We start from the raw sequence: 13076 nt of genomic DNA on the forward strand, positions 1-13076 counted from the left end.
GCGTCCGGGTGCCAATCGACTAGGGCAGCACAACGCCGCTGCCCCTCCACCATCCTGCGGATGGTCCCCCTCCCCGGGGCGGGGAGGATTTGTAAGCCGCACTCTTCTCTCCCCTCCCGCATGCGGGAGAGGAGAGAACAGCTTGCTGAGCCGGGGTGGGCCTGTAGAGACAAGCGACTGTTCAGGCCCACCCCCGGCCGTCGGCCACCCCTCCCGCCTGCGGGAGGGGAGAGCGGTCGCGCTGTCTCTCGCCGCTCCACCCCCGACGCGCTAGTTGTTGCGCCGCAGCAAGGCATCAGCTATGGGCGCGGCGAGAGTGGCGTGCCGGACGGCGTGCCCCGGCAATCCCCTGACACAGGCTTTCTTTCATGTCCCTTCGCAATATCGCCATCATCGCGCACGTCGATCATGGCAAGACCACCCTTGTTGACCAGCTTTTCCGCCAGTCCGGCACCTTCCGCGACAACCAGCGCGTCGAAGAGCGCGCGATGGATTCGAACGATCTCGAAAAAGAACGCGGCATCACCATTCTGGCCAAGTGCACCTCGATCGAATGGGACGACCAACAGGGCAACCTGACCCGCGTCAACATCGTCGACACCCCGGGCCACGCCGACTTCGGCGGCGAAGTGGAACGCATCCTCTCGATGGTCGATGGCGTGATCCTGCTCGTCGACGCTGCCGAAGGCGCGATGCCGCAGACCAAGTTCGTCACCGGCAAGGCGCTGGCTCTGGGCCTCAAGCCCATCGTCGTCGTCAACAAGATCGACCGTCCCGATGGCCGGCCGCAGGAAGTGCTCGACGAAGTGTTCGACCTGTTCGTGAGCCTCGAAGCCAATGACGAGCAGCTCGATTTCCCCGTGCTCTTCGCTTCGGGCCGCAACGGCTATTGCGGCGACACGCCCGAAGTGCGCGAAGGCACACTCGAGCCCTTGTTCAAGAAGATCGTCGAGCATGTCCCCGCACCGTCGGCGGATCCCGATGGTCCGTTCAAGTTCCTCGTCACCCTGCTCGACCGCGACAACTTCCTTGGCCGTATCCTCACCGGTCTGGTGTTCTCGGGTTCGGTCAAGACCAACCAGCAGATCCACGCGCTCGATCCCGATGGCAACATCGTCGAGACCGGTCGTGCATCCAAGATCATGGCGTTCCGCGGTCTTGAGCGCGTTCCCGTCGACGTCGCCAATGCCGGCGACATCATCTCGATCGCGGGCCTGACCACCGCGACCGTTGCCAACACCATCTGCGAGCCGACCGTGACCGAGCCGCTGCACGCGCAGCCGATCGATCCGCCGACCCTGTCGATGCGCTTTGCGGTGAACGACAGCCCGTTTGCGGGCCGCGAGGGCACCAAGGTGACCAGCCGCATGATCCGCGATCGCCTGATGCGCGAAGCCGAATCGAACGTCGCGATCAAGATCACCGAATCGGCGGACAAGGACAGCTTCGAGGTTGCCGGTCGCGGCGAACTGCAGCTGGGCGTGCTCATCGAGACGATGCGCCGCGAAGGCTTCGAGCTCGGCATCTCGCGTCCGCGCGTGCTGTTCGGCGAAGACGAAAGCGGCTCGCGCACCGAGCCTTACGAAACCGTCGTCATCGACGTGGATGACGAGCATTCGGGCACGGTCGTCGAGAAGATGGCGCAGCGCAAGGCCGAGATGACCGACATGCGCCCCTCGGGCGGCGGCAAGACCCGCATCACCTTCAGCGCACCATCGCGCGGCCTGATCGGCTATCACGGCGAGTTCCTGTCGGACACCCGCGGCACCGGCATCATGAACCGGCTGTTCGAAAAGTATGGTCCCTACAAGGGCCAGATCACCGGTCGCCAGCTCGGCGTGCTGATCTCGAACGGCACCGGCGACACCGTGGGCTATGCGCTGAACGCTCTGGAAGAGCGCGGCGTGCTGTTCCTCGGATCGGGCGTGCCGGTCTATGAAGGCATGATCATCGGCGAGAACGCCAAGCCCGATGACCTTGAAGTCAACCCGATGAAGTCGAAGCAGCTGACGAACTTCCGTTCGACCGGCAAGGACGACGCCATCCGCCTCACCCCGCCGCGCATGATGAGCCTGGAACAGGCCATCGCGTACATCGACGACGATGAAATGGTGGAAGTGACCCCCAAGAACATCCGTCTGCGCAAGCGCTTCCTCGATCCGAACGAGCGCAAGAAGCAGAGCCGGAAGAAGGAAGCCGCGTAAGCTTCTTCCTCGGCGCAAAAACAAAAAAGGGCCGGTGCAGCGATGCACCGGCCCTTTTTTTCTGGCTGCATGAGCCTCGCCCCTTACCGCGCGAGCAATATCCGCGCCTGGCTGGCGATCTGAGCCAGCATGGCGACGCTGGGGGCGGCGTCCATGCGGGCGCGGTCGACCAGGGTGCGGAACTGCTTGATGCGGGGCAGGTTGGCCTCGGTCCAGCCTGCGACATAATCCTGCGGATCGCTGCCCTTGGCGCGCTGGAGGAAATCGAGCCGCATCTGCTGGAAATCGCGCGCGAGGCCCGAGACCAGCAGCCGCTCCCACGGATCGCTGGGCGACATGCGCGCGGCGGTCATCTGCGTCCAGTCGAGCCCCAACGTCGCGCCCAGATCGGCAAAGGCCTGGGTGAGCAGCATCGGGTCGGTGGCGCTGGTGCTGGCCAGATTGGCAAGCCCCGCCGCGCCGTCCAGCCCGGTCAGCCGCACGATGTGCGCGGCGTGGACGGAGGATGCGCCCTGGCCGACCAGATCCTGCGCCTGACGCGCCGCCTGCAGCCGCGCTTCGGCATTGAGCAGATTGTCCATCTGCGCGATCAGCGCATCCACCCCGGGCTTGAGCGCGGCGACGATCGCGCCGGGCATCAGGCCGTCAGCGCTGGCGCGCAGCACATCCGCGATGTGGACCCGCACGATGTTGGCGGTGGCATCGAACAGCATCAGGCGAACCTGCTCGTCCATCTCGGCATGGTCGAACTCGGCCCAGATCGCAGGGAGCGCGAACAGCCGTTCGGCCGCGATGAAGGCGCAGGCGACATCGCCCAGCGTGCAGCCTTCCTCCTCGGCCAGCTCGAACGGGTGGATCAGCCCCAGCCGGTTGATCATGCGGTTGGCCAGCTTGGTGGCGATGATCTCGCCGCGCAGCTGGTGCTGCATCAGAACATCGCCATAGGCCTCGCGCATCTGCGGCGGGAAGGCGGCGAGCAGCTCGGGCCGCATCGTGGGATCATCGGCGAGCGGAATGCGTTCGATCGCGTCCTGCAGCGTCAGCTTGGCAGTGGAGAGCACGACGGCGAGCTCGGGCCGGGTGAGGCCATGGCCCTCCTGCGCGCGGCGCTTGAGCGTGGCATTGTCGGCTAGCCCCTCGACCTTGCGGTCGAGCCGGCCCTGTTCCTCGAAATGCTCGATCAGCCGGATATACGAGGGCAGGGCCTTGACCCCAGCACGCTCGGCGATGGAGAGACCCAGCGCCTGCAGTCGGTTGTCCTCGAGCACCAGCATCGAGACATCGTCGGTCATCGAGGCGAGCAGCGCGTTGCGCGAAGGCTCGTCGAGCAGCCCGGCGCGCATGACAGCAGCGAGGCCGATCTTGATGTTGACCTCGTTGTCCGAGCAATCGACGCCCGCGGAATTGTCGATGAAATCGGTGTTGATCCGTCCGCCCAGCATCGAGAAGGCGATGCGCGCGGCCTGGGTGACGCCGAGGTTGGCGCCTTCGCCGACAACCTTGCAGCGCAACTGCTCGGCGTTGATGCGAAGCTGGTCGTTGGAGGGATCGCCGACGTCGATGTTGTTCTCTGACGCGGCCTTGATGTAGGTGCCGATGCCGCCGAACCACAGCAGATCGACCTCGGCGCGCAAGATCGCGGAGATCAGCGCGGCCGGTTCGATCTCGTCGCCCTCGAGCCCCAGCATCGCCTTGACCTCGGCGGTCAGCGGGATCGATTTCATCGCACGCGGGAAGACGCCGCCGCCCTTGGAGATCAATGCCTTTTCGTAATCGTCCCAGCTCGACCGGGGCAGGGCGAACATCCGCTGGCGCTCGGCCCAGCTTGCGGCTGCGTCGGGGTCGGGATCGAGGAAGATGTGGCGATGGTCGAACGCTGCGACCAGTTTGATCGATTTCGACAGCAGCATGCCGTTGCCGAACACGTCGCCCGACATGTCGCCGCAGCCTGCGACGCGCACCGGATCGGACTGCACATCGACGCCCATTTCGGCAAAGTGGCGCTGGACCGAGACCCAGCCACCCTTGGCGGTGATGCCCATCGCCTTGTGGTCATAGCCCTGGCTTCCGCCCGAGGCGAACGCATCGCCCAGCCAGAAGTCGAACTCGGCGGCGATGGCATTGGCGGTGTCGGAGAAGGTCGCGGTGCCCTTGTCGGCGGCGACAACGAAATACGGGTCCTCGCCATCATGCACCACGACCTGCGCAGGGTGCACCACCTTGCCGTCGACGATGTTGTCGGTGATCGACAGCAATGTGCGGATGAAGGTCTTGTAGGCGTCCTTGCCGCCGGTGAGCCAGCCTTCGCGGTCGGTCGCGGGATCCGGAAGCTGCTTGGGGAAGAACCCGCCCTTGGCGCCGGTCGGCACGATCACCGCGTTCTTGACGCGCTGTGCCTTCATCAGGCCGAGTACCTCGGTGCGGAAGTCATCGCGCCGGTCGGACCAGCGCAGCCCGCCACGCGCCACGGGGCCGGCGCGCAGATGGATGCCCTCGACCTGAGGCGAATAGACGAACATCTCGCGCCACGGCAGGGGCGCGGGCAGGCCCGGGACCTTGGCACTGTCGATCTTCATCACCATCGCCAGGCTTGCGGCAGGCGCAAAGGCATTGGTGCGCAGGATCGCCATCACCAGCGCGCGCACCATGCGCAGCAGCCGGTCGTCGTCGATCGCGGAGACCTGGGTCAGCCCGCTGGTGATCGCGGCGAGGTTCGCCTGGGTTGCCGCCTCGCGGTCCCCGGTGAACGCCGGATCGTGCCGCGCGATGAACAGCGCGATCAGCGCATGCGCGATGTCGGGCGCATCATGCAGCGCATCGACCACGGTGCCAATGCCATAGGGCAGCCCCGCCTGGCGCAGATAGCGATACCAGGCGCGCAGCCAGATCACCGCGCGCTGCTCAAGCCCGGTGGCGGCGATCAGCCGGTTGAACGGATCGTTCTCCGCCTTGCCTTCGAGCGTTCCCGAAATCGCCGCCTCGATCGCGCCCGCGCGCAGCATCAGCGATTCGGCATCGCCGGTTCCGCGCAGATGCAGCAGGAAATCGTGGATATGGCCGCTATCGTCCGCGCCGAGCGCGGTGGGCACCTCTTCCAGCACGTCGAAGCCGAAATTCTCCAGCGCGGGCACGGTCTGCGACAGCGGAATCGCGCCGGTGAGGCTGTAGAGCTTGAGCCGCAGATGCTGCGCAGCATCGTCGGCGCGGCGGTACAGGCGCGCGCCGTGGCGCTCCGGGCTGTCCAGATCGCGCAGCCGGACGATATCGAGCGCGGCCTCCTTGGGTCCGCAATCGCTGCGATAGGCCATCGGGAACTGCGGTGCATAGCGGCTGGCGAGCGCTGCGGCGCGGCTGTCCTCGCCCAGCGCGATCAGCGCTTCCTCGACCGAAGGTTCCCAGCCGCGCACCATCGCGCGCAGCGCCGAATCGAGCGCGGCGTCATCGACCGCGGCGGCCCCGTCGCGCATGTCGATGACATAGCGGATCAGCGCGATCTCGCCGTCCTCAAGCGAGATCGACCAGCTCAGCGTCTTGCCGCCCGATGCTTCGAGCACCATCCGCTCGATCGCCTCGCGGCGGCCGGTGGAGACCTCGTCGCGCGGCAGCCAGGCGAACACGAACAGGTGGCGCCTGAGCGAGGATTGCACCGTCACCAGCTTGGAGCGGGGGCGGTCGGCGAGCGACATCGCGGTGAGCGCGACGCGCTCCAGGTTTTCGAGGCTGAACGCAATCAGCAGGTCGTGCGGCAGCGCGGTGAGCGCATGCGACAGCGCCTTGCCGGCATGGCCGTTGGGCGAAAAGCCGAACTTGTCCATCAGCAGCTTGAGATGCGCGCGCAGCACGGGGACGCGCTCGGGCGCGGCGGCAAGCGCGGCGCTGGTCCATATGCCGCCATGCACCGACAACGCGGCGACGCGGCCATCCTCCCAGATCGGAAGGATGACGAGGTCCAGCGGCGCGCGGCGGTGCACTGTGGAGATGAAGTTGGACTTGATGATCAGCGGCGCGGCCTTGCCGCTTTCGAACCACGCAAAGGCCTGATCGAACGAATGCGCCGCGAGCAGCGGCTGGTCGTTGATCCGCGCGATGCCGAGCGGCGCCTCGGCGCTGCCATCGCGGCGATAGCGCAGATGCGCCAGCTGGGTCATGTTGCGGTCGAGGAACCAGCGCAGCAGCGCCGCGCCCTCGCCATCGGCCATCGCGGCGGCATCGGCGGCCATCGCCGCCTGCAGCATCGGCCAGTCGGTCACCGCCGCGCGGACGTCCGCCATCGCGCCCATAAGCGCGGTTTCCAGCGCCTTTCGCTGCCGGGCATCGGCGCGCTCGACTTCAAGATAGACCACCGATTCGCGGCGTTCGCCCGGAGCCTCGTCGGTATAGATTTCGCTGAGCAGCCCATCGGCATCGCGGCGCAGCGCGACCACGGGGTGGATCACCCGGTCGATTGCCAGGCCGAAGCGCGAGATCGCCGCGGCAATCGAATCGACCAGAAACGGCATGTCGTCGTTGATGATCGCCAGCCGCATGTGGCGGTGGCCGGTCTGGCCGGGGATCGATTCGATCGTCAGCACGGTGTCGGAAGACGGGCGACGGGCCATCGCGCGCAGCGCGAAATCGGCCGCCTCGCTGCACGCCGCGTCGTCAAATCCCTCATTCTCTCCGGGCAGCGCGCCCTTGAGGAATGCGTCGGCCAGCACCGCGCGCAATCTGGCGTGCTGCTGGGGATCGATCAGGGGGGTGGCATTGGAAGATACGCTGGAGCCCGCGTCCGCACCGGACGCTGCAATCGGGGTTTCGGCCATGTGTTCCTCGTGCCCGCGTGCGCGCTGTATTGCCGCATCTCTGCCGGGTCTGCTGCCTGCGGCTTATGCGCCAATCAACGCTGGTTCTCAAGCGCACAGCACGGGGGGACGGGCAAATGCGCGTAATTTTCTTTCGGTCAGTCGATTAAATGTTGCGGCGTCCGCATGGCGAGCCCGCGTGCCTATCGGGCGACGCGGCGCATCACCTTGTCGGCCAGCGGGTCGTCCTCGCCCACCATCCCGACGATGCCAAGGGCGCCGGCCTCGTCGCGCCGAGCCACCAGCACAACGAACTCCGCATCGCCGATATCCAGCGCGGCGAGCGGCGTCGGCGCACTGGTGCGCAGCCGCTGGCGGGTTTCCAGCTTGCGGCCGGCATCGCCTGTGCCGTCGTCCTTGGCGCGGCGCGCCTTGCGTTCCTGCTGCACGATCGCCTTGAGACCGCCGGGCTGCTGCGCCAGCATCTCGGCAAGGCCGCCGCGCGGAATATCGCGGCGCATCGCATGGCTGAGCACGCAGGCATATTCGGCCAGCCGCGTCTTGTCGTACTGCGCACCGAAGACCAGCTTGACCAGCGGCGTCATCGGCGCGCGCGCCTGCGCGGAAAGTCCGCTTTCGCTGAGCAGTTCGGCATAATCGTCCGGACGACCGCGCGCGGCGATGGCAAAGTCATAGGCACGGCCGATCGCGGCATATAGCGAGCTGCGCGAGCGTTCCTCGGTGGCCAGCGCCGCCTCGACATGCGCGCGGGCATAGTCCAGCAGATCGGCAAGCGCCGCATCGCCGCCGGGCATGTCGACCGCGGGGAAGGCATTGGCGATCTGCGCATCTGCCGAGCCGCCAAAGCCGACCTCGGCCAGGCCATCGTCCAGATCGGCAAACAGCGTGTAGCCATCGAGCGGCAGCGGCTCTTCGAACGCGCCCAGGTCCAGTTCGCCCGGGGCGAGGCTCTGCGCGGGATCGTCCTCCCACACCGGCAGCGCGGGCTTGCGCGGCGCCTGCTTGACCGCTTCGTCGATCTGCAGGATCAGCTCTTCGGTCAGCGTCTTGTCTGCCAGTTCCTTCCAGTTGATCACGCCATAGACAAAGTCGATGCTGTCATCGTCGGTGGAAAAGGGCAGTAGGATGCCGCGGTACATGATCGTCGAGCCGCGATCGTTGATATATTCCGCCTCGAATCCGATCGGCGCCTGGTTGGCCAGGATCTGCATGTAATGGTCGGTGATTCGCGACAGCAGCGAGCGGCCGGGGACCTCGTCGAGATAGGCGACGGCATCGTCGAGATTGCACTCGTCACGCAGCGCCTTGCCGATGAACGGGATGGCGGGATTTTCGATTCCGGAAGTGAAATCGAGCAGCACGCTGTTGGGACCGAAGTCCTCGATATTCTCCGGATCAAGATCCTCGATTGACGGAAATACGCGGTTTCCCAGCAGCTTGGCCCAATAGTTGTAGGCGCGCACATGCATGCGCCGCTCATCGCTGCCAAAGGACTGGGGCGGGTCCATCAGCGCTTCGTCATCGGTTTCGGCGGCTGCCGACGCAGACAGTGCGTCGTCTGCGTCGTCATGGCCGTTCATGCCATCGCGATATCCGCGCAGAGTATCCATTGATCGGTCCCAACCAGTTTTTCAGACCTGCAATGTGCCGCAAGGGAGTAAAGCTAGGGTTAACCGCGCGGTCACATTTCGCGCAACCTGCCGCCAGACCGCGCTCAGCCCGCAGCAGTACCGGCGCTGTCGCGCAGAGGCCATCCAAGACGGCCGGGAATGCAGCTGCGAACGCGGCTTGCATCCGGCCCAAGCTGCTGTTAACGGCACACCCGCACACCGGCCGGCACCCGCCGAGCCCAGCGCCGCTTTAGCTCAGTTGGTAGAGCACATCATTCGTAATGATGGGGTCACGTGTTCGAGTCACGTAAGCGGCACCACCACCCCTTCCCAAAGCGTCCCAAAACGTTGATTTTCTGAGCGTTTCGAGCTATTTTGTTCGTGACTGGAATCTCGCTTTGTTCCAGATTTTCCCCCAGATTTCGTTAATTTGGGGGCACAATTGGGGGCACTGCGACAGGAAAAAGCGGGGTGCCCCCAAATGTCTCTCAAAGCCGCAGAAATCAGAGGGTTTCAGCCGATTGATACCGTCTACCGCAAGTCCGACGACAAAGGCCTCTATCTTGAGATTCGGTCGAACGGTTCGAAGCACTGGTTCGTGAAATACAGGTTCACGGATCCGAAAGAGGTTGTCGCCTGGAAGCTGGCCTGAGGTGTCGCTAGCCGACGCACGCGAACGCCGTGACGATGTCCGCAAAATGATCAGGGCAGGCGACGATCCGCTGCATTCCCGCAAAATGGAGAAGATCAGGGCGCGCCTGTCGGCTGACAACAGCTTTCAGTCGGTTGCAGAGAACCTGATTGCAGTTCGGTTTGTTGCCAGCCAAAAGGCGGAGGTCACCATCGAGAAAGCACGCTGACATCTCTTGCATTTGACGCCAACCATCGGTCCTCGTCCTATCGACGCGGTTGAGCCCGCAGAGCTGTTGGCTGTGCTCAAAAAGATCGAAAAGGCGGGCAAGCGCGAAACGGCGGTGCGTACCAGGGCCTTCGCCAGCCGCGTATTTCGGCACGGGGTCGCGATGGCATTATGCACGCATGATCCGGCAGCAATGCCTGGTGGTGTACTGGCGACGCCAATTGTCACGCATCGTGCCGCGCTGCTTGAGCCTCATCCCGCTTTCGGGGCAGCGCACCAGCTATGCTCTGACCGATGACTGGGAGAGAATGCGAATGGCAGCTTTTGGCAAGGTGAGGCGAGGTCGGGCCGGTCGCCAACGCCGCATTATCCAGCCCCGCGCTTCAGGTCCTTGCGACAGGTGTCCACCGACCCGACCTGACCGTGCATTCGCTGGCAAGGTCATTCATCGATGCCGATCAACCTGAAGCGAGTGTTATGGTGCGATATCTGACCAAGCACTGTTGCCATCTGGCTTTGCGTCGATCAACATCATCTGGCCGGACGCGACGTTGCGATTTGGCTGAAGGAAAAACGCCGATGTTGATGCGCGATCTCGGTATCATTCCTGCCCAACAGACGGGCGGTGCGAGTGATGAGTCCAGCCCCTATGTCAATCTGAGCCGCCGCGCCTTTGTTGGCGGGACGGGGCTTTTCGTCCTCGGCGTGGCGCTGGCAGGATGCTCGAGCTATGTCGAGCCCAAGATCGACGCGGGCGCCTTCGATCTGCCCGATGCCGGGCCCAGCCCGCTGACCGAAGTGAATGGCGGCGACGCCACGCCGGCGCTCTGGATCGCGATCGACAAGGATGGTGCGGTCAAGATCACCTGCCACCGTTCGGAGATGGGTCAGCAGGTCTGGACCTCGATGGCGCAGATCGTGGCCGATGAGCTCGAGGCCGACTGGGCCAAGGTCGAGATCGTTCAGGCCGAAGGGCACGAGCGCTATGGCGACCAGAACACCGATGGTTCGCGCTCGGTGCGTTTCAATTTCCACCGGTTGCGGGTCGCTGGAGCCGCTATGCGCCAGATGCTGGTCGCTGCCGCGGCGCTCTATTGGAAACTGCCGCAGGATCAGTGCTCGGCCAAGGGCGGACTGGTCAGCAATACGCAGAACAGCGACACTTTGTCCTATGGCAATCTGGCCGAACTGGCCGGGCGGCTCGAGATACCCGCCGAGGCCGATATCAAGCTCAAGACCCCCAAGGAATGGCGCTACATCAACAGCGAAATTCCCTCGCTGACGGTGCCGCGCATCGTCACGGGGCAGAGCACCTACGGGATCGATGTTCAGCGTCCGGGTATGGTCCATGCGGTGGTCGCCCGGCCGCCGCAGCTGTTCGGCCGGGTCGGCAGCGTCGACGACACGAAAGCGCGCGCGGTCGCAGGTGTGCTGAGCACCGTGCGCCTGCCCGATGCCAAGCCGCCAGCCGACTTCCAGGCACTGGGCGGCGTGGCGGTGGTCGCGCGCGATACCTGGGCCGCAATTGAAGGACGCCGCGCGCTGGAGATCGCTTGGCAGGACGGCCCCAATGCCGGCTATGATTCGGAACGCTATGCCCAGCAGTTGCTGGCCACGGCACGCAGCAGTGGCAAGGTGCGCCGCGCGCGCGGCGATGTGGCGGCAGCGCTCGCTTCGGCGAAAACAAGGGTCACGGCGGAATATTACGCGCCGCACCTCAACCAGTCGCCGATGGAGCCGCCGAGCGCGACCGCAGAGTGGGACGGCGACCGGCTCGAATGCTGGGCCTGCGTGCAGGACCCGCAAGGCACGCGCGATACGCTCGCCAAGGCGCTGGGGATCGACAAGGAGAACATCAAGGTCACACCGACCTGGCTGGGCGGGGCCTTCGGGCGCAAGTCGAAGCCCGATTTCGTGATCGAGGCGGCATTGATCGCGCGCGAGGTCGGCAAGCCGGTCAAGGTAACCTGGACACGCGAAGATGATGTGCAGCATGGCTATTATCACTCGGTCAGCGCGCAATATTGTGAGGCGGGGCTCGACATGGACGGCACATGCACCGCGTGGCTGCATCGCACGGTCTTTCCGCCGATCAGCTCGACCTTCGACAATGCGGTGAACGAGCCGAGCGACGGCGAGTTGAGCATGGGCGCGACGGATGTGCCGTTCGCCATGCCCAACCTGCAGGTCGAATCGGGCGATGCCAAGGCCCATGTCCGCATCGGCTGGCTGCGCTCGGTCGCCAACATCTACCACGCCTTTGCGGTGCAGAGCTTCGCTGCCGAACTCGCTTATGCCGCCGGGCGCGATCAGAAGGACTATCTGCTCGAGCTGATCGGCCCGGCGCGCAAGCTGGACCCGGGCACCGAAGGCGCCGAATACGGCAATTACGGTGCTTCGCTCGACGATTATCCGATCGATACCGGTCGCTTGCGGCACGTCGCGGAAAAGGCTGCGGCCATGGCCAAATGGGGACGCAAACTGCCCAAAGGCCGGGGCCTGGGGATTGCGGTTCACCGCTCGTTTCTCACCTATGTTGCCACGGTGGTCGAAGTGGCGGTGGGCGCTGACGGCACGATCCGCATTCCGGGCGTGTGGCTTGCAGTGGATGCGGGAACCGTGATCAACCCCCGCCATGTGCGCGCACAGATGGAAGGCGGCACGATCTACGGTCTGTCGAACGCGCTTTACGGCGCGATCACCGCGAAGAACGGCGCAGTCGTACAGGACAATTTCCCGAGCTGGCGGCTGATGCGGATGGGCGAGGCACCGCGGGAGTTCAAGGTGGAGATCATCGCGTCAAACGCGCCCCCCGGCGGGGTCGGTGAACCCCCAACGCCGCCGGCCGCGCCTGCGCTCGCCAATGCGATATTCGCCGCGACCGGACACCGGCTGCGCACGCTGCCGTTCATCGGGCCAGAGGGCAGCAAGCTCATCCTGCCCGCACGGCCGACCGCGTAGGGACAAGGAGGCAAGCATGGCCATTACCCTGAAGATCAACGGCAAATCCGAAACCGTCGATGCTGCGCCGGGCACTCCGCTGTTGTGGGTGCTGCGCGACCACCTGCAGATGACCGGCACCAAGTTCGGTTGCGGGGTCGCACAATGCGGAGCCTGCACCGTGCATGTCGACGGTCAACCGACCCGCGCCTGCATCACCCCGCACGATTCGCTCGACGGCGCCAAGATCACGACGATCGAGGGCGTTGAAGGCGGCGCAGCCGATGCCATTCGCAAGGCATGGATTGCCAATGATGTGCCCCAGTGCGGCTATTGCCAGTCCGGCCAGATCATGGCGGCGACCGCTCTGCTGCGGGACAATCCGACCCCGGATGACGCTGCCATCGACGAGGCAATGAGCGGCAATCTGTGTCGTTGCGCGACCTATATGAGCATCCGGCGCGCCATCAAGGAAGCCGCGTCCATGGCCTGATTGCTGCAGCCAGTTATCGCTTCGGTGTCGATGTCTGAATGGCGGGTTCCAGACACGAGGTGTTGGAAAGCTGCCGTTGCATCTGCCACTTAGCAGTTGGCGGCTCTCGACCCAGAGCACGAACCCGCTTCGCGGGAGAGTCGCTTGGGGTGACGTAGCGTAGTATTG

Annotated in this window: 6 protein-coding genes and 1 tRNA gene; 5 read left to right on the forward strand and 2 right to left on the reverse strand. The window is 65.0% G+C overall.

The features are described 5' to 3' along the window. Positions 1-368 precede the first annotated feature (368 nt). Positions 369-2204, forward strand: a complete 1836-nt coding sequence (gene typA, locus IP68_RS08285) for a translational GTPase TypA (RefSeq protein ID WP_054134519.1) — start codon at positions 369-371, stop codon at positions 2202-2204. An 83-nt stretch (positions 2205-2287) separates the two neighbouring features. Here the strand turns inward: typA and IP68_RS08290 are convergent, their stop codons facing one another. Next, the gene (locus IP68_RS08290) at positions 2288-7006 is read right to left on the reverse strand and encodes an NAD-glutamate dehydrogenase domain-containing protein (RefSeq protein WP_082382225.1); all 4719 of its coding nucleotides are present in this window, start codon (positions 7004-7006) and stop codon (positions 2288-2290) included. A 182-nt stretch (positions 7007-7188) separates the two neighbouring features. Continuing rightward, on the reverse strand, positions 7189-8616 hold the full coding sequence (locus IP68_RS08295) for a hypothetical protein (RefSeq protein WP_069050451.1): 1428 nt from the start codon (positions 8614-8616) through the stop codon (positions 7189-7191). A gap of 244 nt (positions 8617-8860) precedes the next feature. Here IP68_RS08295 and IP68_RS08300 point away from each other — a divergent pair. The 4 genes from IP68_RS08300 to IP68_RS08320 all read left to right on the forward strand — a co-directional run bounded on the left by IP68_RS08300 (position 8861) and on the right by IP68_RS08320 (position 12908). Next, a tRNA-Thr gene (locus tag IP68_RS08300) sits at positions 8861-8936 on the forward strand. A 333-nt stretch (positions 8937-9269) separates the two neighbouring features. Further along, positions 9270-9476, forward strand: a complete 207-nt coding sequence (locus tag IP68_RS08310) for an integrase arm-type DNA-binding domain-containing protein (RefSeq protein WP_054134521.1) — start codon at positions 9270-9272, stop codon at positions 9474-9476. Between the two features lie 578 nt (positions 9477-10054). Next, positions 10055-12436, forward strand: a complete 2382-nt coding sequence (locus IP68_RS08315) for a molybdopterin cofactor-binding domain-containing protein (protein WP_082382227.1) — start codon at positions 10055-10057, stop codon at positions 12434-12436. Positions 12437-12452: 16 nt separating this feature from the next. After that, entirely contained in the window at positions 12453-12908 is a 456-nt protein-coding gene (locus IP68_RS08320) for a (2Fe-2S)-binding protein (protein WP_054134522.1), read from the forward strand. Positions 12909-13076 lie beyond the last annotated feature (168 nt).

It is taken from the genome of Blastomonas sp. AAP25 (assembly GCF_001295965.1).
Lineage (GTDB): Bacteria > Pseudomonadota > Alphaproteobacteria > Sphingomonadales > Sphingomonadaceae > Blastomonas > Blastomonas fulva.

Bases quoted from the DNA above. Each gene is read 5' to 3' on its own strand.
- typA (WP_054134519.1), top strand. From the start codon at position 369: ATGTCCCTTCGCAATATCGCCATCATCGCGCACGTCGATCATGGCAAG.
- IP68_RS08290 (WP_082382225.1), bottom strand. From the start codon at position 7,006: ATGGCCGAAACCCCGATTGCAGCGTCCGGTGCGGACGCGGGCTCCAGC.
- IP68_RS08295 (WP_069050451.1), bottom strand. From the start codon at position 8,616: ATGGATACTCTGCGCGGATATCGCGATGGCATGAACGGCCATGACGAC.
- IP68_RS08315 (WP_082382227.1), top strand. From the start codon at position 10,055: ATGTTGATGCGCGATCTCGGTATCATTCCTGCCCAACAGACGGGCGGT.
- IP68_RS08320 (WP_054134522.1), top strand. From the start codon at position 12,453: ATGGCCATTACCCTGAAGATCAACGGCAAATCCGAAACCGTCGATGCT.